Genomic DNA, 21,414 nt, shown 5'->3' on the forward strand with positions numbered 1-21,414 from the left:
AAGCTGTTTGCGGATCGGGCTACCCGTCGCCCCCGCAATGGCTGGAAGCAACCGTGCGAGCGCCAATAGGATCATCATACTAAGAAGAATTTCACCTGATGGACACGCATAGGGTTAGCTTGCTGGGCAATACTTTCTAGAAACTGGTTCGCTCCCCAGCCCACTTGGGGTATATAGTATGCGAAGCATAATGTGAGGAGGGAAATTATGTCACACGATTCCGCTCAGCTCACTGACTCCAGGCGCAACACCGTGTCCGGTATGCTATTCGGCCTTGGACTCGTCGCGTTTATAGATGAAGCGGTCTTTCATCAACTGCTCCACTGGCATCATTTCTACGACCGGTCCACGACAGAGATCGGACTGGTCTCGGATGGGTTGTTCCACGCCTTCAGCTGGTTCGCTACCATCGGCGGGTTGTTCATGTATGCAGATCTTCGGCGCAAACACGCTCTCCGAAAACAGCTTTGGTGGGGAGCCGTCCTGCTTGGCGGCGGCGTATTCCAGCTGTATGACGGCTTAATCCAGCATAAAGTGATGCGTATCCACCAAATCCGCTATGTCGAGCATGTCTGGGTATATGACTGGATATGGAACCTTACAGCCATAGCCATGATCGCGGCTGGACTGATACTGATGCGAGGCTCTCGCCGGAGGAACAAGCGATGACAAAGACGCTGCACGAAGGATATCATCATCATACATCGGACAATGGGGAGAGGGTTCCAGCGGAGGCTGCAGGAGGTGAGGGATTCGAGCAGGTCTTGCCGTCCACCCCATTCCTGCTGGCAGCAGCTGCTTATGCGGTAGCAGCAGCTCTGTCAGCACGCCGCTATAGCTCCTGGCCGAGGCACCGCATGATATGCTGGCTGCTTGGAGTCGGAGCTGCGGCCGCTGCCGTGATCGGACCGCTCGCGGCTGCTGCGCATCACTCCTTCGAGGCCCATATGGCAACGCACCTGCTGCTCGGCATGATGGCTCCGCTGCTGCTGGTGCTGAGCGCTCCGCTTACGCTGGCGCTGCGGACGCTGCCAGTGGCGCACGCCCGCCGCTTGTCCGCCGTTCTTCGCTCAGCCCCCTTGCAGCTGGTGATCCATCCGGTTACTGCGGCGGCGCTCAATGTCGGGGGACTCGCTCTGCTCTATCTGACAGAGCTCTATACGTTGATGCACGAGCATGTGTGGATCTATATACTGGTCCATCTCCATATCTTTCTGGCCGGATACGCGTTTACCGCGTCCATGCTGTACACTGATCCTGTGCCTCACCGCAAGAGCTATATGTACCGCTCGATCGTCCTGGTACTGGCTATTGCAGGTCACGGCATACTGGCCAAATATTTGTATGCCCACCCTCCGGCAGGCGTAATGCCTGACGAGGCAGAAGCAGGCAGCATGCTGATGTACTATGGAGGCGATTTGGTTCATCTCGCGGTCATCTTCCTGTTATGCCGGCAATGGTACAGGTCCGCGGGGCGCGCGCTTCTCCGAGGGACTAAGAGCACGTCCCACGGGTAGCGGCTAGCGGATGTCTGCCTCTATCCTGTGACACTTGACGGCCGCTCGATGGATGTATATGCTGGTCCATCTCCATATCTTTTTGGCCGGTTATGCGTTCACCGCATCCATGCTCTATATCGATCCGGCACCGCACCGCAAGAGTTACATGTACCGGGCGATTGTCAGCGAAAGTCCGTTTAGGCCCATTTGGATTCGGTTAAAACTTCCCTATGAACTTTTTTAAACGCAATAAAAACTTTAAGCCTGTTTTTTTTGTCTCTGCCTTGCTTGTTGTCCTATTCGTCATGTTTGGCGTGCTGTTTCCGGAGCGTATAGAACAGTTTGCTGAACGAGCCTTTGATCTAACCGCTGCCTATGCAGGCGGATACTATCTGCTAATCGTGGTCGGGTTCATCGGTTTCTGTCTTTACTTCGCGTTCAGCCGTTGGGGAACGATACGATTGGGTCAGGAGGGGGATCGACCGGCGTATTCGTTTTTCAATTGGGTGGGGATGTTGTTTAGTGCCGGTTTTGGGGTCAGCCTTATCTTCTGGGGCGTATCCGAGCCCGTCAAGCATTATTTGAACCCGCCATTGGGCTATGAGGCTCGGACACAGGAGGCCGTCGAAGCGGCCATCAAATTTTCGATGTTCCATTGGGGAATTCATCAATGGGCTATTTTCGCTGTTATCGGACTGACGGTGGGGTATGCGAAATTTCGCAAGCAGCAGTCCGGCACCATCAGTTCCGTGCTAGAGCCGCTGGCGCAACGCCTAAAGATCAAGAGGGGGTGGCGGTCAGCGGTCGACACGCTTACCGTGCTCGCAACAGCTACGGGAGTCGCAACCTCGCTCGGGCTTGGCGTCATGCAGGTAAACGGAGGATTAAACTATACGTTAGGTGTGCCGGATAACGCCGGGACTCAATTGATCATCATCGGCTTGCTGCTTGCCGCCTACCTGGTATCATCGGTTACCGGACTTAATAAAGGCATTCGGATCCTGAGTTTCATTAATTTGAGCGTGGCTTTTTTACTCCTGGGGTTTACGTTTGTGTTCGGTCCCAGCCTTTACTTGTTTAATACTTGGCTCTCCGGTATAGGCAGTTATGTGAGTGAGATCATCCCGCTCAGCCTGAATATGCGGCCATTGCAGCCAGATCTGGCGTGGTTGAAGGAGTGGACGCTATTTTATTGGGCCTGGGCCATCGCCTGGTCTCCATTTGTAGGAACCTTCATCGCGCGCGTCTCCAAAGGCCGGACGATCCGTGAATTCATCGCCGGAGCGTTGCTGGTGCCACCGTTGGTTGCCATCGCATGGATGGCCATTATGGGAGGCTCTGCACTTTATTTCGAAACCGTCGAATCGATTCCGATCGCAGAGGTCGTGCAGGAGGATATTACGCATGCGTTGTTTGCAACACTCGAGCAGTTCCCGCTGGGGATGATCCTCTCGATGATTGCCCTGGTGCTTATTTTTATTTTTTTGGTCACTTCAGCGGACTCTGCCACGTTCGTGCTGGCGATGATGACCACCAAGGACCAGATGAATCCACCAAGGATGGGCAAGATTGTTTGGGGTATCCTTCAGGCGGCAGTTGCCATCGTTCTTCTGCTTGCAAGCGGTCTGCAAGGTCTGCAGACAGCTTCGCTGCTGATGGCCTTGCCTTTCTCCATCCTTATGATCTTGATGTGCGTTTCCTTTGTATTGCAAATCAAGAAGGAAAAGTAGACTCTGGTAGATAAATATGCCCGGGTCAGTCATCAGTCGGCTGATGGCAGATCCGGGCACAGGCCGCATATTGACGCTTCTTATCATTTCATCTGAGCCTGCTCCAGCTTCGATTGCGCAAGCACATCCACCCTCACCTTGCGTGTCCGGTTGTTTTCAACCTTGACTGCCGTGATCTTGAGATGCTCATGCAAAAAACTTTCTCCCTGATCTGGCGTACGTCCAAAGTGCTTGAAGATCCAGCCTCCCACACTTTGATACGTCTCGTCCGGCACCGGGATCTGGAATACCTGCGCAAAATTGTCGAGTTCGTATTTCCCGTCAAGAAGATAAGAATCTGAACCTATTTTTTTGAAATCGCTCGTTTCATCGTCATGTTCGTCCCATATCTCACCGACTAGTTCTTCCAGGATATCCTCCAGCGTAACCAGACCCACTGTGCCGCCAAACTCATCCACAACAATCGCCATATGATTTTTGGACTTTTGGAAATCATTTAGGAGTGTGGAGATCTTCGTTGATCTCATCACAAACAACGGTTCACGAGCAAGCATCTTGATATCTACTTCTATTCTCTGCACCAGTGCCGCCAGAAATTCCCGTTCTGACAATATTCCGATGACGTGGTCGATCGAATCCTCATAAACCGGGATGCGGGAGAATCGCTCGCGAAGAAATATATCCTTTACTTCATCCACGGGCAGGGTGACCTCCACAGCGATGACGTCCATCCGATGCGTCAAAATTTCGCTGACAGTGATCTCGTTGAAGGCCAGGGAACGATGAACAAGATCTTTTTCCCGTTCGTTAATCACACCTTCCTCTTCGCTGATGTCGACCATGACTTTGATCTCTTCTTCTGTAATAGAGGGTGCCGGGTCCGCTTTGGAGGAGAACACTCTGGAGACGAAGGCCTTTAACTTGCCAAACACAAAGTTGACGGGGGTCAGGATGCGGATAAGCACGAGCAAAACTCCGGACACCGTCAAGGCATATTGCTCCGCATTCTCTTTGGCAAAGGATTTCGGCAGGATCTCGCCGAACACCAAGATCAGCAGCGTCATTCCGAATGTGCTGACGAGCAGACCCGTGCTGGCCCCAAACAAGTCAATAGCCACTTTGGAAGAAATACTGGCGGCAGCTATATTTACGATATTGTTGCCTACGAGGATGGTTGATAAGGCATGATCGAAATTTTCAACAATGTATAAAGCTTTGTGGCTCCCCCTCCGGTTTTCAGCTGCATAGTTCCTTAACCGGATTTTGTTTGCGCTGGAAAACGCGGTTTCAGCAGATGAGAAAAAAGCAGACAAAAAGATTAACAGCCCTAAAGTCAATATAAGTCCTAAGGGAACTTCGGACAATATCCTTCACTCTCCTATGATTCTTCTGTTTTAATATTTTATTATAATCGTTTTGATTCAGGCATTCAATCTCTGGGTGTACCGAAACGTCGATCGGCCGGTACTTGGACGTACCGGCCGACCTCTCGTCATATATTGAAGTTTAGCTTTTTCCTTCCGCCTGGCAACCACAGCGTCACAATCCCCGTCCCATACTCGCCATAAAGATGCGGATTATCAATCAGCGGATAGCCGTCATCGGCCTTGAGCTGCTGACCGCCGATCCGGCTCGGCTTCCCGTATTGAAGCGTGATCTCGCCGAGCGATGGAGAATCGTAGACGAGTGCCCCGTCATCCCACGACTGGATGCGTGCGGAGACGACAGCTTCCTTGAAGTCTGCGAAAGACCCGGACTGCTCCGTGCTGCCTGCCTCCAGCAGCCAGATATTGTTCTTCTTCCGGCAGAGCAGCTCCCGCCGCTTGTACTTGCCATGATCCATCACAAGATAAGGCTGCTGCGAGTACAGCGCAACGTAGGCCTCCCCGAGCCGGCCGAACAGCCAGCCGGAGCTGGCCTCGGTCTCATCGAACTGGTCGAACGGGAAGTACGCATGGGTATAGCCGGGTCCTTCGCCCAGCCGATAGTTGTAGGCCAGCACGTTGCGGTGGGCAAACGTATGCGGGTTGATATATTGTCCCCCCCAATACGAGGGCCGCGTCATCTCGGACTTGTTGTCGAAGCAGGTGACGAAGACCGGCACCGTCCCGCCCAGCAGCACCTGGCCCGCATGTACTTGCCCCCCATGCTCGCCTGCCTTGGACTCGACCATCCCGGACACCATATAGTCCCGGGTCCGGTACGTCGAACAGTCTACTCCTGACATCCCGCCACCCGGGAACAGCCCCATCTGCGACCGTGTGAACAACTCCGACTCGCTGCCCGCGACCTTCTCCCACTCGGGTTCCGGGCTATACGAGCTGCCAGCCATCGCGATGCACCCGATCGACATGTCGCGGACGAGCCGGTGCGGCCAGCCGAACAACAGCCAGTTCATATGTCCGATCGCCTCCAGCTCCGGGTGGATGATCGACTCTTCATAGCTGCGGCCATGCGTCGTCGCCATGATCCCCCTGCTGCTGTGCGACGCCATGATCGGACAGATCAGATCCAGGAGCTGGCGGGCCAGCAGCCGTGCGTAGCCCTTCTCCTCGCCAAAATCAACAATGCTGAGCAAGGCCAGGATATCCTCCTCATAATACGTGTTGGAGTGCCACTCCATGAAGCCGTACGTCCCCTTCTCCCGGATCCAGCGCTCGGAAGCCAGTCTTCCCTTGAGTGCATGGAACAGCCCGTTTTGGCCGCTGTTCGTGAAGAGGTCGCCGGGGAAGAGCAGGCCGGCCACGTACTCCGCACTGAAGAACAGAATCTCGTGATTCTCCGAGCGCGTGAACATCAGGGAGCGGCCGGGCTCGTCCTCCCAGTATTTGAAGCCGAGGATGCAGGCCTTCATCCGAGCCGCCAGCTCGGGATCGAGACGACCGGAGTCGGCGTATCGGATATACATCCGCAGCAGGCCATGCATCGCGAAGTCCGCGCAGTCGTATCGGTCTTCGATATAAGCCACTGCCGTCTCGATCGCAGATCTATCTACGGCGTCCCAGCGTCCGGCTGCCATCTTGGCGTACTCCCGGTAGAGCAGCGACCGGTCATCGGCAGGCGCCTCCGCCATCTGCTCCAGCATGTAGCGCTTGCGCTGGCTGAAGTCCGCCCCTTGCGGAAGATCCTGCATCCAATCGACACGCTCGAAGATGAAGGACAGGCCCTGGATCTGCTCGCCGGTGTCCGCTTCATAGACGAGCGACAGCAGGTACTCTCCTGCCTCCGGCAGCTCGCTGGCCCTGGCGATCTCCCAGGTCCGCTTGTCGCCAGCCAGTCTGTCTGCGATGGTCCGCACGGTTCGCAGCGGCATCCCTCGCTTGCTCGCCGACAGCATGGCCTTGAATGTGCCCGTGCTGCCGATGGGCTCATCCCAGTCCAGCACGATCTGCTCCTCTCCGCTCACCACATTGTGTGCTGTGTAGAAACGCCGCCAATCCGTCTCAAGCTGACTGCGGCTGGCCGGCTCCAGCAAGCGCGGCACCTCTGTCCGGATGCGATCATCCTGCGCCGTCAGCGAAAAGGAATTGATGCAATGCAGATGCACATTGGCCAGCAGGATGACGATATGGTTGATGCCCCGCGTGAGCGGCAGCCGGACCTCGAAGGTGTCTTCGGTCCGTCCCACACGCTGATGGCTGAATCGCTCCACGCCATTAACCATGACCCGGGCCGAGCCGCTTAGCCACAAGCCGAAGGCATAGTCGCCATCGTCTGGGGCATGAAGCCTCGTGTAGGCGTAGGTGACCAGCAGTCGCGCATGGATGCCGAAGCGTGCCCAGGTCATCTTGTGCTCCGATTCATCTGTCCGCAATAGGGACCATGGCAAGGTCTGATCGTAGAGCGATAGCGTCTCTCCTTCGGTTGGCGCAAGCCCGGTCAGCCGGGAAGCGGCTTCATCCAGCAGCTCCGCGTAGGGTGCGATCGGCACCCGATAATTGTCTTGATACAGCTCAGAGACGTTAAGGTCGAACGGCCCCGCATACAGCCAGTCACGGAGCGTCTGTGTAGCGCTATTCGTGTTCATCGTTTCCCCTCACTTCTTGTCGAAGGACATAAGAAAAGGAGAACTTGGGCGGTGAGCCGGTTCTCCTCTCTTCATCCTCGTTAGTTGAGTACTTCCTGTCTTAACTCCTCGTACATCTCCAATTGCTCAGCAACCATTGCATAGATATCTTCAGCGAGCAGTGCATTGTCCTTATTCTCGGCATACCAGTCCTTGTACCATTCCTCGATCTTTGCGCCGTCGCTCCGCTGCCAGATGTCCTGCGCTTCGGCGAGCGCCTGATCGATGCTGTACTTGGTTCCGCCGACGACGCCTTTCATCCACAGATCCGAGATCGACTTCTCCGCATTGGAGTCGGAAGTCGCCAGATCTTTGGGAAGCGCCGGCATATGCTCGGAGATCGTCAGCTCCGGATACGGTTTATCCATCGTCAGATATGTCTCGCGCTGCAGGTCGTACATCTCCTGATACTCTTCCTTGCGGGGGTCGCTGTTGAATTTCAGGATCGGCAGATTCCCTTTGTTGTAGGTGAGCCCGCTGTTTTGCAGCATCCGCATATCCAGTGTGATATCCTCTACTTCCTTCTTATGCTTATCCGCATCGATGATCTCGATGACCTCGCCGTTTTTCTGGTAGTGCGTCCCTTCCTCCCCATAGGCGAGCCGCTCCATCGTATCTTCCTGGATCAGGAAGTCGATATACTGCATGACGCTCTCCGGATGCTTCGCCGTGGCGGCGATAACAGCCGTCATCTGTACCGGATTCGTGAGGGTTGGCGTGAAGGCGCCAAACTCGCTTTCCGGGAGCGGGATAAAGGTCACCTCGGCGTCCGGCACATTTTGCTTGAGCGGATCGACGAAGTTTTTGATCAGATTGACCGTGTTGCCTTCCTGGAACGGATAAATGCCGACCTTGCCGTTGACGAAATCCTGCTGTGCCTTGGCCCCGTTCTCATCATTGATGAAGTCGCGGTCGATGATGCCTTCATCATACAGCTGCTTGATGAAGGAGAAATAGGCATGACGGCGATCCCAATCGATGATCAGCTCATCGTCCTGGACGACCCATTTGGTGCTGGCGCCGAAGATTTGTTTCATCGTGATCTCGCCTCTGCCGCTGATCGACACGCCATACGTATCCTTCTGACCATTGCCGTCGGGGTCCTGCTCGGCAAAAGCCTTCGCAACGGTATAGAGATCATCCGTCGTCTTGGGAATCTCAAGCCCCAGCTTCTCGAGCCAATCGACCCGGATCAGGATGCCGCGCTGCGGCTCCACCCAGTTGATGCGCCCGAACTCGTACAGTTTTCCGTCCGATTTAGTCCCGGCTTTGCGGAGCAGCGGATTCTCCTCCAGCAGCTTCTTATAATTTGTAGAGTGTTCTTCGATCAGGTCGTCAATCGGCATCAGCTGCTTCTGATCGTAGAGCGGATTGCGGTTTGTCGGCGCATATTCGAACAAGAGATCCGGTGCGCTGCCCGAAGCGAACAGCACGTTGATCTTCTCCGATGAATTTGTGCGCGGAATCGCGACAAATTTGACATTAGCCGGTCCATTCTCGTTGATCCACTTGGTCCAGCGGTTGTTCTCGATCGTGCCCTCGTCCTGAGCGACATTGCCCCGGTCATAGATGGACACGGTGATGTCTTGTTTCTTGACCGCTTGCTCCCCGCCGGCGCCGCTTGAACTGCCGCCGCCCCCCCCATTGTCGCTGCAGCCTGCGATCATGGCTGCGCTGAGCAGCAGCGCCAGCGGCGCGTTCATCAACTTCTTCCTACTCATGCTTATTTCCCCCTTAAGGTTGAATGTTGAGGTACAGCTTCATCTATCGCATCAGCCTAACCCTTGATCGAGCCAAGCATAACGCCTTTCACAAAATACTTCTGCAGGAACGGATAGACAACGAGCATCGGGATGACCATGACCAGCACTCCGGCCGCTTTCAATGATTCTGGCACGACCTGCACCTGCTCGCCGGTCGCGACGATCTCCTGAAGCAGACTCTGGCTCTGGATCATATTCTGCACGAGCACCGTCAGATTGTACTTGCTCGTCTCGTTGATATAGATAAGCACGTTCATGAATGCATTCCAGAAGCCGACGGCATAGAACAAGGTAAGCGTCGCGATCGCCGGCATGGAGAGCGGGATGACAACCTTCTGCAGGTAAGTCCACTCCGTACAGCCGTCGATGCGAGCGGCATCGTCAATCTCGTCCGGGATATTCTCGAAGAAGGTACGCATGACCAGAAGATTGTACGTACTGACAAGGGCCGGGAGCCAGATCGCGAAGTACGAGTTGATGAGTCCTAGCGACTTGACGACGAGATACGTCGGGATCAGACCGCCGCTGAACAGCATCGTGAACACCATCGCCAGGGTGAAGAAACGGCGGCCGAAGAAGATTCTCCGCGACAGCGGATACGCCGTCATGATCGTGACGCTCATCGAGAAGATCACACCGACGACTGTAATAACCACACTATTCCAAAAGGCCGGGATGATCCGCGTCCCTCCGAACAGCATCGCAAACGCGTCCGTGTTCCAACCGATCGGATAAAAGGTGACTCTGCCCGAGGCAATCGGCTGCAGATCGCTTAGCGAGAGCGCAATGGTATTGACGAGCGGGAACAAGCAAGTGATGCCGAGCAGCAGCAATATGGCGCTATTGATAAAATAAAAGATTTTTTCTCCACGCGTGCTTTTCATGTTGTTCCCTCCCTCACCATAAGCCTTTGCCGAATCTGCGAGCGACTGCATTGGCAGCCAGCACAAGGATGAAGCCGATCAGCGACTCGAACATCCCCATCGCTGCCGACAGGCTGAACTGTCCGCCCTGCAGGCCCACCCTGTACATAAAGGTGCTGATAACTTCCGCAACCCCGGAGACGATGCTGTTCTGCAGCACATAGACATGGTCGAAGCCGACCTCCATCAGTCTGCCCATCGAGAGGATGAACATAATGATAATCGTCGAGCTGATGCCCGGAATCGTAATATGCCAGATCTGTCTGAACTTGCTGGCGCCATCCAGACTCGCCGATTCATAGAGACTGGGGTCGATCGCGGTAAGAGCCGCCAGGTAGATGATGGCGCTGAACCCCATCTCCTTCCAGATCCCGGAGCCAACATAGATGCTGATCCAGGAGCCGGGCTCGAACAGGAACGGATACGGCTGTCCCGTAATCGCTTCCACCCAATTGTTGATCGTCCCCGATTCCACCGAGAACAGGGTGACGACGAATCCGCCGATGATGACCCACGAGAAGAAGTGAGGCAGATAGACGACGGTTTGAATAATGCGTTTATACCAGTTTCTTCTGACCTCATTAAGCATCACAGCCAGCAGGATCGGAAACGGAAACCCGACGAACACATTGAGGAAGGACAGGACGACCGTGTTGCGGATGACGTTCAGCGTCTGCGGCTGGCGGAAAATGGTCTCGAAATTGTCCATCCCGACCCACGGACTGCCGAACACGCCATCGGCGAAATTGTAATCTTTGAAAGCAATCACCAGGCCGCCAATCGGCAAATACTTGAATATGACATAAAATAACACACCGGGAATGAACATGAGCAGCAGCGGAATATTCGCTTTCCACCTGCGGCGGCTGGCGCTCAAGCCGGAAGGACTGCGCGTAGTCTGGTTGTTCGGCCCGCTTGGGTCCAAGGCGGGGACGGTTCTGCCTGTTGCCATCGTATCGATTCTCCCTTCCTTGAGCTCTCTTTGACTTCTGTCCTCATTATAAAAGCCCTCATGAGCCGCCGCCTTTGATTAGCAAAGAGAAATCTTCGGTTTGCAACGATGTTCCCCGGAGCCGACCGTGAAAGAAAAAAGCTGCTCCACAGCGTCTAGTGACCCTGCGAAACAGCACCGCTTGAAACCCGTTCCCGCTTCCTGTATTCCGAGGGCGAGCAGCCCGATGCGCTTTTGAAGGCCGTAGCAAAATAGTTGGAATCGGGGTAGCCGACAGCTTCCGCAACTTCTGCAACCTTCATGTCAGTATTCTTGAGCAGCAGTCTGGCTTTGTCCATCCGCAGCCGGGAGAGATAGCTGCTGAAGCTCTCTCCCGTCTCCTTCTTGAACAGATTGCCGAAGTAGTTGGCGCTGAGATGGGAATGTGCGGCCACATCCGGCAAGCCGATCTCCTCGGCATAGTGGGCTTGGATATACTGGAGGGCACGGGCGACGATGCCGCTGTTGCGGTCCATCTGCCAACTGGACAATGCCTGCCGGAACCGTGCGACTTGCTCGCCGAGCCATGCCGCTACCTCTTCTCTGGTCTTGCAGACGTGAAGATCTGCCGCCCATCGGCCGATCTCGCCCGCCATCTTGGGATCGACCTCAAGCTCTTTACGCATGATGTCATTCATCGCCAGGGCGGCGCAGAAGGCCTCGATCTTCGACTCATCCGGCGATACCTGAGCGGACGTCAGCGATGTGAGCAGCTGCTCGGCATAGTTCTGCAACGCATCGGTATTGCCCAGCAGCATCATCGCCGCCATCTCGCCCCGGATCAGCTTCACTTTGGATTCGTTGATCATGGGAGCTCCGCTTTTGGACACGCCTTCATCCGCTACCGATCTTCTCAGCTTCGTCTCCATCCAGCCCTCCAGCTCCCGGAAAGACTCGAAGCTTCCGAACAGGTGGGCCAGTACAGAGATGCCTAACAGCTGCCCCACGACATTTGCCGCTTCTTCGAACAATGGCTTGGCCTGGACCTCCTGAGGCAGCCAGTAGGCAAACCTGTCATAGGTGAGCATCAGCCACCGGATATGAGGAGAAACGGCAGTCAGCATCTCCTGCAGGATGTTGCTGACCGCGAACTGCAGCAGCATCCTGTCGCTTCTGCGGTAATCCCTGCTCTCTGGCAGATAGCTGTCGACCTCCAGCAGCCAGAGCTGATGTCCGCGGAGCTGCCGTTCTACCCTCTCCGCTTCGCCCAGGTCATAAGGCAGATGCAAGAGGGCGCTGCGCAGCAGCACATCCTCCTTGTGCAGCTGCTCCTCGGCCACCTTCTCCCGCTCCAGCACTTGCAGCCTGAACTGCTCGAAAGCATCTCCGAGGATCCGGCACACTTCTTCTTCCCTGCAGGGCTTCAGGAGGAAGTGCTTGACGCCATGGCTGATCGCCGCCTGGGCATAATCAAAATCCCGATACCCGGTCAGGATGATCACGGACGCCCCCGTTCCTTCGGCCGCGATCTTGCCCGCCAGCTCCAGACCGTCCATCAGCGGCATCCGGATATCGGTGAGCACCAGATCGGGCTGCAGCTCACGGAACTTGACAAGCGCCTCCCGGCCGTTGCCGGCTTCGCCCACCACGCTCCAGCCCAGCGGGTTGCTGTCTACCAGCTTGTGGAGCCCCTTCCGGATGAACGGCTCATCATCGACGATCAACAGCTTTCCCTTCATACGGATTCCTCCCCTTGTTCTATTGGCAACAGCAATCGGATTTTGGTACCCGCTCCCGGCTTGGACTCCATCTTGAGCCCATACGGCTCGCCATAGATCAGATTCAATCGGCGGATGACGCTGCGGATGCCGATAGGTGTCCGCTTCCTGCCCACGACCGGCCCTTCCGTCGCCCGGGGAGCCATGGCCGAGGCTACGATGTCCGACATCTCCTTCTCATCCATGCCCTTGCCGTTATCGATGATATCGATGCGTAATACACCGTGCCGCTCCCCTGAAGCGCTCTCCAGCTTGAACTCGCGGTCGATCGAGGCGTGGATGATCAAGACGCGCGAGGTCAATTTATCGGCAAAGGCGTGGACGAATACATTCTCCACGAGCGGCTGCAGGATCAGTCGCGGCACCTTGGCCTGCTCTGCGCCCGGTCCCATCTGGATGATCGTCTCCAGCTCTTCGCCGTGCCTGCTGCTCTGGATCGTCAGGTAATTGCGGATCTGGGCGAGCTCATCGGACAATAATGTCTCGGTGTCCGCCGGCTCCAGGGCATACCTTAGCATATCCGACAAGGAGACGACCAGTTTGGCAGTCTCCATCTCATCCTTCAAATAAAGCTGCCAATAGATCGTATCGAGCGTATTATGGAGGAAATGGGGGTTGAGCTGCGTCTGCAGCGCCGTCAGCTCCGCTTCCCGTTCATTGAGCTGCCTCTCGTACACTTCGCGGACGAGCGTGTTGACATTCTCCGCCATGGAGTTGAAGCTCTGTCCGATATAAGCGAGTTCATCCGAGGTGTCGATGGCAACCCGGGTCTCCAGGTTGCCTCCCCTCATCCGCTTCATGCCATGTACAAGCATGCTCAGCGGCTTGAACAGTCTTTTGCCGCTCCAGTACAGCAGCAGCACAGCCAGCAGGACCCCGACGGCGCCGACAGCAGTGGATATTTTGAGGACCACGGAGCTCTTCTCCTGGATAGAGTCCAGCGCCACCCGGCTTACCAGTGAGAACCCCATCTCCCTGGATCTGCTCTTGGCATAGAGATAGGAGATGCCGTTCTCCTGGACGATCTCTTGCGCTCCCAGCTCGGCCGGGTCCGGGATGCGGGACGGGTCTTGATCCTGCTGATCTGTATAGACGAGACTATCCTGCCTGTCGTACAAAAACACATTGGCCTTCTCATCGCTTACGAGCTCGCCCAGATCTTCCGAGAACAAGGAGCGGTCGAACAGCATCACCATCGTCCCGTACTGGTCAAAATCCTTATTCTTCATATAACGGGCCGCCACGAAGAAATGGCGATAGCCCGAATCCTCCACCGAGCTCTGCAAGGCGATGGGGAACCAGACCAGATTGCCTGACGAATCCGCCAGCCGCATCTTCACCTCCTCGTAGACCTCCTGCCGCAGCGAGCTGCGGGCGACTGCCGAGAAATGAAAGAAGAAGCTGTTGTCTTTATTATCGTAAAGAAACATGGAATAAAACTTGTTCTCGTCATTTTTGACTTGATACAGCATCTTGTTCAGCTCATCCTGATTCGAAATCTGGGTGTGGCTTTCCCGCTCATCCGTCTCCGCTGAACGTCTCAACACCTGCTCGACATAAGGATTGAACACGATAAAATTGGAAATCCGGTAAATGTCCCTGATCTGGAGATCAATGCGTGCGGCAGCTTGTTCGTTGGCTTTGGAAAACTGATTGCTGACGACCTCCGAGAACAAATTGACTGTAATCCGATAGGATATGTAACCGGATACAAGAAAAGTAAACATGATGATCAGCGCCATATGCAGCATAATACGTGAAGAAAAGCTGCCTTTCTTCCACATGCGTGTCCTTCCTCCCAGTGGCCCAGCTTATCCTTTCCATAGTAGCACCCATGCGGGGAGCATTCAAATAGGAGCTGCAAGATTCCGTCGAGATCAAAGAGTTTCCTTTGCAAATCAAAGACGCTGCAGCAAGCGGCTTCGGTATACTGGGGGAAGATGCCGGTATCGGCGGAACTATGGACAAGGGGGATGCGCTATGCTGCGGGATGACATCATGTTTCACAATGTTGCAGAGCTAGAGCCGGCTCCCGGGGGAAGCGGCTGGACACTGCAGCGGTTTCCGCGAGAAGTAAGGGAGGCTCTGGGCAAAGGAATTCATCAGCGGGGACGGTTTATGGCACAGGCTTCCACAGGGTGCGAGCTCCGCTTCGTCACAGGTGCCGAGCACATCCGCATTACACTGTCGGCCACTGTAGAAGCTGGCGATATCCTGATCTACAATGGGGATTACTTTCACTCCGTGCACCGATTGCAGGCTGGATTGCTGCATACGCTGCAGCTCGATAAACCCGGCCGGCTGAGCGCTGTCGGAAGGGAGACGGCCCCGGCAGGACGCTTCTCACCTGACGTCTGGCGGGTTGTGATCAGCCGCAACTATACGGCAGGACTCGGATTTCAGGTAGTCTTCCATCATCTCGACACCTTGGGGCATCCTGTGAGACCGCCGTCCTCGGTGGAGCTCCCCGGACGGGTCTGGCTGGCTTACGGCTCTTCGATCACGCACGGTTCAGGAGCGGTACTCCACCATTCCTCCTATGTGCAGCAGACGGCCCGCAGGCTCGGTGTGGATGTGTGGAACAAGGGGATCGGCGGGGCATGCTTCTGCGAGCCGGAGATGGCGGACTATCTGATGTCATGCGGGGACTGGGATGCAGCGACGCTGGAGCTCGGCGTCAATATGCGCGGCTTATTTACGCCCGATGAGTTTGAAGCGCGCGCCACATCCTTGATCGAGGGCATGCTCCGGCAGCATCCCGGCAAGCCGGTGGTGCTGATCTCCATGTTCCCTAACCTGGATGATCTTGAACAGACTGCCGGCAGTGAGATGTCGACAGCGAACAGACAGCTCACCGAACGGCTGAGGCAGATCTACCTCAGGCTGGATCACCCCTGCCTGCATCTGCTGGACGGTCATCAACTGCTGCCGGATGTCAGCGGACTGACGACTGATCTGATCCACCCTTCCGATTATGGCCATACGCTGATCGCCGAGCATTTGTCTCAGGCGATGGACGTGATCCTTCAAGGAGGCGGATAGCAGCGGCTCCTGCTACCGATACGGACACGGGTAGCGCCTATTTCGATCAAAACCCTACTCGGAGCAGGTCCTACGGACACACGATCCGTTATGTGCTGATTTTGGGCTCGTGAAGCGCCATTTTTAGACCGATAACGGATCCTCTGTCCGCAAGCAGCTCTAAAAACACGACCCTGCTCGAAATAAGGGCTACTGTGTCCTCTCGTGAGCGAGCGTTACGGCCTGCGGATTTGCTCGTACTCCCGTGGGAGACAGCGGGGAGCGTGAAGTCAGGCTGGGAGCTGTTCGAGCGGTTCGCTCCCGATCTGGCGATCCTGGACATCATGCTGCCGGATGGAGATGGCTATGAGCTGTGCCGCCGGATCCGCGGGGTGTCGCGGATCCCGGTCCTGTTCCTGTCCGCCAAAGACGACGAAGTCGACAAAATCCTGGGGCTAGCGATCGGCGGGGACGACTATGTCACCAAGCCCTTCAGCCCCAAGGAAGTGGCTTACCGGGTCAAGGCGCAGCTGCGGCGTGCCGGACTGTATGCAGCGGAGCTGGAAGGACGGGCCGGCACCGGAGCGATGAGGACGCTCGGCCCCTTCTCCATCAATGCTGAAGAAACGGAAGTCACGAAAAACGGAGAGCGCTTGGGGTTAACGGCCAAGGAGGTCGGTTTGATGGCATGCTTCATGCGCAATCCGAACCGGATCGTGAGCAAGGAGACCTTGTACCAGGCCGTATGGGGAGAAGATTTCTACGGGGCCGACAACACATTAATGGTGCATATCCGGAGACTGAGGGAGAAAATCGAGGAGCGGCCTTCCGAGCCGAGATACGTGACGACCGTCAAGGGACTGGGTTACCGATTCAAGGAAAAATAGGTGAGCATCGTGAAATGGAAACTAACCGGACGTTATCTATTCTCTATCCTGAGCATCGTCCTGATCGTCATCATCGTGAATACCTTGATGGTGATCGGCATACTGCTCTACCAGCACCGGACAGGGCTCGAAGAGGTGAGCAGCGACTCGGCCGAGCGGTTCACGCGGGAATTCAGCCAATATATGCGATTGGAGAATGACGAGCCTGTCGTCACCGAAGCAGGGCTGCAAGCCTTGTCGGCGTACGGGGCATGGCTGCAGATCCTGGACGGAAGCGGGCATGTCGTCTCCGCCTACGATGCGCCGGACACGGCCTCCACTCACTATAGTCCGGTGGAGCTCGTGCACAAGTACAAGTATATGGACGATGAGTTCAATACCTACTTCCTCGGCGGGTATGAGACCTACAGCTATATTGTCGGCATCCCCTACTCGCAGGAGAGCCGCTTTGTATTCACGCTGAATTTCGGCTCGTTTCTCTCCCAAGCCTCCAGGGCGCTGCTGGTGATGATTATCGTCGATGTGCTGATCGCCGCAGCGATCGGACTCTTGTTCAGCTCCGTGCTGTCCAAACCGGTCCATGCGATCATCGAGCGCATCGCCCAGCTCAAGCAACGGAACTTCGCGCCTTCTCGTCCCAAGCGGCCGGGCGTCTACACCCCGGTCTTCGATAACCTCAATGATGTCTCCCGTACACTGCAGCAGCACGAAGAGGAGCGGCTGAAGCTGGAGCGGATGCGCAGCGAATGGATCAGCAATGTCTCGCATGATCTGAAGACGCCGCTGGCTTCCATCCAGGGGTATGCCGAATTGCTGGGCGAAGAAGGCATAGACGGAGCGGAGCGGCTGGAGTACGCAGGCGTCATCGAACGGCAATCGATCTACATGAAAGAGCTTATCGAGGATCTGAATCTGACGATGCGGCTGCGCAGCCACGACCTGCCGATGCAGCTGCAGGACACGCGCATAGAGCCATTTGTGCGGGAGCTGGTCATCGATGTGCTCAATGACCCGCAATTCAAAGACCGGGACCTGACCTTTGACAGCGAAGCCCCGGAGCTCAGGCTGCCGGTGGATCAGCATCTCATGAAACGGGCCCTGCTCAACTTTGTGCACAATGCGCTGATCCACAGCGGCGAGGCATCCTCCGTCACCGTCAAAGTCAGCGACACCTGTGTGACCATCGCTGATAACGGACATGGCATCCCCGAGGAAGAGCAGACGCAGGTGTTCGACCGCTACTATCGCGGCACCCATACGCTTGATACGCGCGGCACCGGTCTGGGGATGGCGATCGCCCGCGATATCATCGAGGCGCATGGGATGGCGGTGGAGCTCACCAGTCAGGAGGGGAAAGGCACGGTGGTGAAGGTACGGTGGAACGGGGCGGCAGGCGAAGGCTCGACTGCCCTGCTGCCGCAACCCGGCCACCAAGTCTAAGAGCAAGCTAACTAGGTGATCAGGGCAATAGGATACCGCTGCCCATCCGGAAGAAAGCAAGTGTCATATTGGCCGTGTCCTGACTCTCCGCCCCCAGTTTGATCAGATCGGAGCCGGAGCCCTGGCTGGCTGCGCCCGAGAATGCCAGCTGACCATCCACATACATATCGTAAGTATAGCTTGGATGCACAACCATCCGGTACGTGTGATATTGTGTCGTATCCAGCGTAAAGGATCGATCCGGATTCGTTGCCTTGTTCTGCACGGTTCCCTGTGTACCATAGGTCACATAGAACGACACCAGATAATTGCCGCTGCGGACCGTGACCTGGTTTTTGGTTCCCGGCGCATTGGCACGGATACGCGTCTCGAGTGTAAAGGGTCCCGTCGGCGCCTGGAACTGGTTCTTCGTCAGGAAAAAGTAGGCGTTGCTCCCCGCCGTCTGATTGCTGACGATATGAAGCGTCGACGCATTTTGCTGGATACTACCGCCCGATCCTGTCGTGCTCCAGCGGCTCAGCACATTCGTCATCGGGTCATCCATCAGATTCCATGGCGTTTCATTCAGGAACTGGATTCCCGACGCATGGCTGTTGGTCTGGATGTTTCCCTGCGCCAGACTGGTAATCAGCTGGCCTTCTATATAGAGGTCCTCGAAGGTGACATTTTCGATCTTGTGGCTCGCAGAGAGCCCCTGAATTCTGGAATGCGTATCGCCTGAGGAGAGGAAACGGACATTTTTCACTTCGACGTTGCGGACGCTGCCGTTGCCGTAGCTGTCGTTGATGACCCGCATCTCGATCGGATAAGGAGCGTACGATTTGTACAGCAGCTCCTCGACATTGATATTGATGAAGTGGATATCCTCCATCAACGCGCTACCCTGCTGATGCATGATCGAAATGCCGCGGCTGCCCCGGACGACATCGATGTTCTGGAACCAGATATCATACATGTGGTCGAATGCCTGGATGCCCGCCTTGGTGCCCGCAGCTCTGGAGTAGACCACTGCGCCGTCGAACACGACATTGTACATCGGTTGAGACGCCCCCCACGGCGTCATCATGCCGTAAGGCCCGGATGGCTTGACGCACAAGGCATCGTCGCCGGTAAAGACGAACGAGTCGATGACTCTCACATTACGGCTGCCGGCAATATCGATGCCGTCATTGTGATCATAGAACGGCGCATTCACAACCTTCACATTGTGCATATCTACCCCGTCGTTGTAGGCTGTCACGATCGTCCAGTACGTTGCATTGGTGACGATGATGCCTTCCATCTCGAAGTCGTTCACATTCGTCGTCAGCACGGCATGGATCATATTGGCGAAATTATGGTCATTGGTATGATTGCCCGCCAGCTCGATCCCGTTGGCATCGATGACCCCCCGCCCGCTGATGCGCACATCGTCGGCCCCCTCATCGACATGCACTTGCAGATAGACGGGCGTCTGGTTGGAGGTACGGGTGGAATACTGCACATAATCGGCAGCATTGCCCGTACCTCTGAGCACCGCTCCCCCTTCGAGATACAGGTGAACCTTGTCCTTCAAGTTCAGGGTCGCCACCTTGTACAAGCCTTGCGGCACATACACGACACCTCCGCCATTCAGAGACGCATCATCGATGGCCTGCTGGATCGCGGTTGTCGTCAGCACGGCTCCTGTCGGGTCGGCCTGGTAAGGGGCATGAGTTACGTTGTACACGCCTGTCCCGGTTGGAGCAGGAGCATCCGTCTCCATCGGGTCAGCCATGATCAGAAGCTTCTCATAATTGTCGATCTGCAGGATCAGGTACGACGGCCCGTCGAGTGTAAATGTGAGCGTGTTGCCGGATACCGTGCCCGGGATCCCGTAGCTCTGCGGACTGATCGTATAGCTCTGGATCGGAGCCGGCGCACGCACCGTGATCTGGATCGGACCATCCTGGGAATAGTGGACAAAATGCGAGTTGACGCTCGTGCCGAACCGGGTGTGCTGGTACACCGTGACCGGATCACCGTCCAGTTCTACATCAAACGTCTGACTCTCCGGGTAGACCGACACCGGTAGATCGTATGCGGTATAGCTGCCGCTGGCTTGCGCCTCGCCGGTCATGATGAAGAGTCCGCACATCAGGCCCAGCACAATCGCCATACCCTTCACCGCTTGTTTAACCGCTTTCATAATTACCTCCTCCTTAGCCTTTGAGATGCTATCGTGCTCCATTATAGTCAAGCTTGCGGCATGAGATAAGGCGGTAAACAGATGATTAAGGGAGACGATTTCATCCTCTTTGCCGGCCACAGAGTTGTGGTGAGAGGCCGCAAGGCGTTGAGGCCCCGTACAGTAAGCGCGAGTTACTGGTCAAGACCACTCTCCAGGCATAGTGCAATCAAATCGTCCACATGCGCCGTTGCCAGACACTCGACGGTATCGGCAGCGCCATAATAAATCTTGACTTCACCGTCATCTTCAAGGATCATGCCGCCGGGAAATATGACATGATTGCGAAATCCGCCCTCTACCTCGTATGAAGCCTCCGGTGCGAGCAGCGGCCCGCGATACTGCCCGATCACCTTGCGCGGATCGTCCAGGTCCAGCAGCATGATGCCCGCGCAATACCGTTTCTTCCAGGCCGTCTCCCAACCGTTCTTGCCGCGCGACGGATCAATGTCTACGGCATGAAACGTGGTCAGCCACCCATGCTTCGTACGTACCGGCGGTGCACCCGGACCTACCTTGTCGTTGGCGTACGGCACATCCTCGACACCAAGCACCAGCGACGAACGCCCCCAATAGACGAGATCTGGCGACTCGGACAGCCACAGATCGAACCGGTCGCGACCGCCTCGGCTGTACACGGGCATCGGCCGCTCCAAACGTAGGTAACGGCCACCAACCCGCTCCGGAAACAGCACCATGTTCCGGTTGTCCGGCACGCTCAAGCTTATGACATCGAATGTCGCAAAATCTTTTGTCGCGGCAATACCGCCGCGCAGTCCATGCTTCGTATCCATGGCGAAGCACATATATACTTTGCCGTCCATTACGGTCAGTCGCGGATCGTATACCCGGTACACTTCCTCATCGGACCATTGCCATATCGGTGCAGATTGCACATGCCAATGAATACCGTCGTCGCTGGTCGCCAAGCCCAGATTCGTCGTCCGGCCCGGATACACCTCGCCTGTCTCCTCGTTGCCGTAATCATTGCGGAACACCATCACATATTTGCCTTCATACTTTGCCACGCCGGCATTAAATACCATTGCCGGTCCATAAGGGACCTGGCGGGGCGACAGTACAGGATTAAGAGCATGCCGCTGGATGACCGGAGCAGAAGTAAGTTGTCCGATCAGTGATTCGCTTGATGTATGACGATTCATAGAAGAT

General features: G+C 55.9%; 16 protein-coding genes. 7 read left to right on the plus strand and 9 right to left on the minus strand.

Translation table 11 applies throughout. The features are described 5' to 3' along the window. Nucleotides 1–207 precede the first annotated feature (207 nt). The 4 genes from ABC336_RS04320 to ABC336_RS04335 are packed head-to-tail and all read left to right on the plus strand — an operon-like array spanning nucleotide 208 to nucleotide 3,229. Nucleotides 208–669: a DUF2243 domain-containing protein gene (locus ABC336_RS04320; protein WP_413237498.1), complete on the plus strand. Its 462-nt coding sequence runs from the start codon at nucleotides 208–210 to the stop codon at nucleotides 667–669. Continuing rightward, nucleotides 666–1,517 carry a cytochrome c oxidase assembly protein gene (locus ABC336_RS04325; protein ID WP_413237499.1) on the plus strand — a complete coding sequence of 284 codons (852 nt, stop codon included), beginning with the start codon at nucleotides 666–668 and terminating at the stop codon, nucleotides 1,515–1,517. The genes ABC336_RS04320 and ABC336_RS04325 overlap by 4 nt, the downstream gene beginning before the upstream one ends. 52 nt (nucleotides 1,518–1,569) lie before the next feature. After that, entirely contained in the window at nucleotides 1,570–1,743 is a 174-nt protein-coding gene (locus tag ABC336_RS04330; RefSeq protein WP_413237500.1) for a cytochrome c oxidase assembly protein, read from the plus strand. Continuing rightward, a complete protein-coding gene (locus ABC336_RS04335; RefSeq protein WP_413237501.1) occupies nucleotides 1,730–3,229 on the plus strand; it encodes a BCCT family transporter in 1,500 nt (499 codons plus the stop codon). Before ABC336_RS04330 ends, ABC336_RS04335 begins: the two co-directional genes overlap by 14 nt. Nucleotides 3,230–3,312: 83 nt before the next feature. Here ABC336_RS04335 and ABC336_RS04340 read toward each other — a convergent pair whose 3' ends face one another. The 7 genes from ABC336_RS04340 to ABC336_RS04370 all read right to left on the minus strand — a co-directional run bounded on the left by ABC336_RS04340 (nucleotide 3,313) and on the right by ABC336_RS04370 (nucleotide 14,474). Continuing rightward, nucleotides 3,313–4,593 (minus strand): hemolysin family protein, encoded by a 1,281-nt coding sequence (locus ABC336_RS04340; protein ID WP_413237502.1) that lies wholly within the window; start codon nucleotides 4,591–4,593, stop codon nucleotides 3,313–3,315. 128 nt (nucleotides 4,594–4,721) lie between these two features. Beyond that, nucleotides 4,722–7,256, minus strand: a complete 2,535-nt coding sequence (locus ABC336_RS04345) for a hypothetical protein (RefSeq protein WP_413237503.1) — start codon at nucleotides 7,254–7,256, stop codon at nucleotides 4,722–4,724. Nucleotides 7,257–7,336: 80 nt separating this feature from the next. Beyond that, the gene (locus tag ABC336_RS04350; protein ID WP_413237504.1) at nucleotides 7,337–9,016 is read right to left on the minus strand and encodes an extracellular solute-binding protein; all 1,680 of its coding nucleotides are present in this window, start codon (nucleotides 9,014–9,016) and stop codon (nucleotides 7,337–7,339) included. Between the two features lie 56 nt (nucleotides 9,017–9,072). Then, nucleotides 9,073–9,942, minus strand: a complete 870-nt coding sequence (locus tag ABC336_RS04355) for a carbohydrate ABC transporter permease (RefSeq protein WP_413237505.1) — start codon at nucleotides 9,940–9,942, stop codon at nucleotides 9,073–9,075. A gap of 13 nt (nucleotides 9,943–9,955) precedes the next feature. Then, nucleotides 9,956–10,933, minus strand: a complete 978-nt coding sequence (locus ABC336_RS04360) for an ABC transporter permease (protein ID WP_413237506.1) — start codon at nucleotides 10,931–10,933, stop codon at nucleotides 9,956–9,958. A 155-nt stretch (nucleotides 10,934–11,088) separates the two neighbouring features. Continuing rightward, nucleotides 11,089–12,651, minus strand: a complete 1,563-nt coding sequence (locus tag ABC336_RS04365; protein WP_413237507.1) for a response regulator transcription factor — start codon at nucleotides 12,649–12,651, stop codon at nucleotides 11,089–11,091. Continuing rightward, nucleotides 12,648–14,474: a sensor histidine kinase gene (locus tag ABC336_RS04370; RefSeq protein WP_413237508.1), complete on the minus strand. Its 1,827-nt coding sequence runs from the start codon at nucleotides 14,472–14,474 to the stop codon at nucleotides 12,648–12,650. Before ABC336_RS04370 ends, ABC336_RS04365 begins: the two co-directional genes overlap by 4 nt. A gap of 196 nt (nucleotides 14,475–14,670) precedes the next feature. Between ABC336_RS04370 and ABC336_RS04375 the strand changes: the two genes are divergently transcribed. The 3 genes from ABC336_RS04375 to ABC336_RS04385 all read left to right on the plus strand — a co-directional run bounded on the left by ABC336_RS04375 (nucleotide 14,671) and on the right by ABC336_RS04385 (nucleotide 18,038). After that, complete coding sequence (locus tag ABC336_RS04375) at nucleotides 14,671–15,732, plus strand: SGNH/GDSL hydrolase family protein (protein WP_413237509.1); 1,062 nt, start codon at nucleotides 14,671–14,673, stop codon at nucleotides 15,730–15,732. A gap of 194 nt (nucleotides 15,733–15,926) precedes the next feature. Then, on the plus strand, nucleotides 15,927–16,598 hold the full coding sequence (locus ABC336_RS04380) for a response regulator transcription factor (protein ID WP_413237510.1): 672 nt from the start codon (nucleotides 15,927–15,929) through the stop codon (nucleotides 16,596–16,598). Nucleotides 16,599–16,607: 9 nt separating this feature from the next. Then, complete coding sequence (locus ABC336_RS04385) at nucleotides 16,608–18,038, plus strand: sensor histidine kinase (RefSeq protein WP_413237511.1); 1,431 nt, start codon at nucleotides 16,608–16,610, stop codon at nucleotides 18,036–18,038. 19 nt (nucleotides 18,039–18,057) lie between these two features. Here the strand turns inward: ABC336_RS04385 and ABC336_RS04390 are convergent, their stop codons facing one another. Together ABC336_RS04390 and ABC336_RS04395 are read right to left on the minus strand one after the other, a co-directional pair. Continuing rightward, nucleotides 18,058–20,205: a glycoside hydrolase family 28 protein gene (locus ABC336_RS04390; protein WP_413237512.1), complete on the minus strand. Its 2,148-nt coding sequence runs from the start codon at nucleotides 20,203–20,205 to the stop codon at nucleotides 18,058–18,060. Nucleotides 20,206–20,378: 173 nt separating this feature from the next. Then, the gene (locus tag ABC336_RS04395; protein ID WP_413237513.1) at nucleotides 20,379–21,407 is read right to left on the minus strand and encodes a glycoside hydrolase family 130 protein; all 1,029 of its coding nucleotides are present in this window, start codon (nucleotides 21,405–21,407) and stop codon (nucleotides 20,379–20,381) included. Nucleotides 21,408–21,414 lie beyond the last annotated feature (7 nt).

Origin of the sequence: Paenibacillus jepli, from assembly GCF_047238105.1 — a bacterium.
Classification (GTDB): Bacteria; Bacillota; Bacilli; order Paenibacillales; family Paenibacillaceae; genus Paenibacillus_D.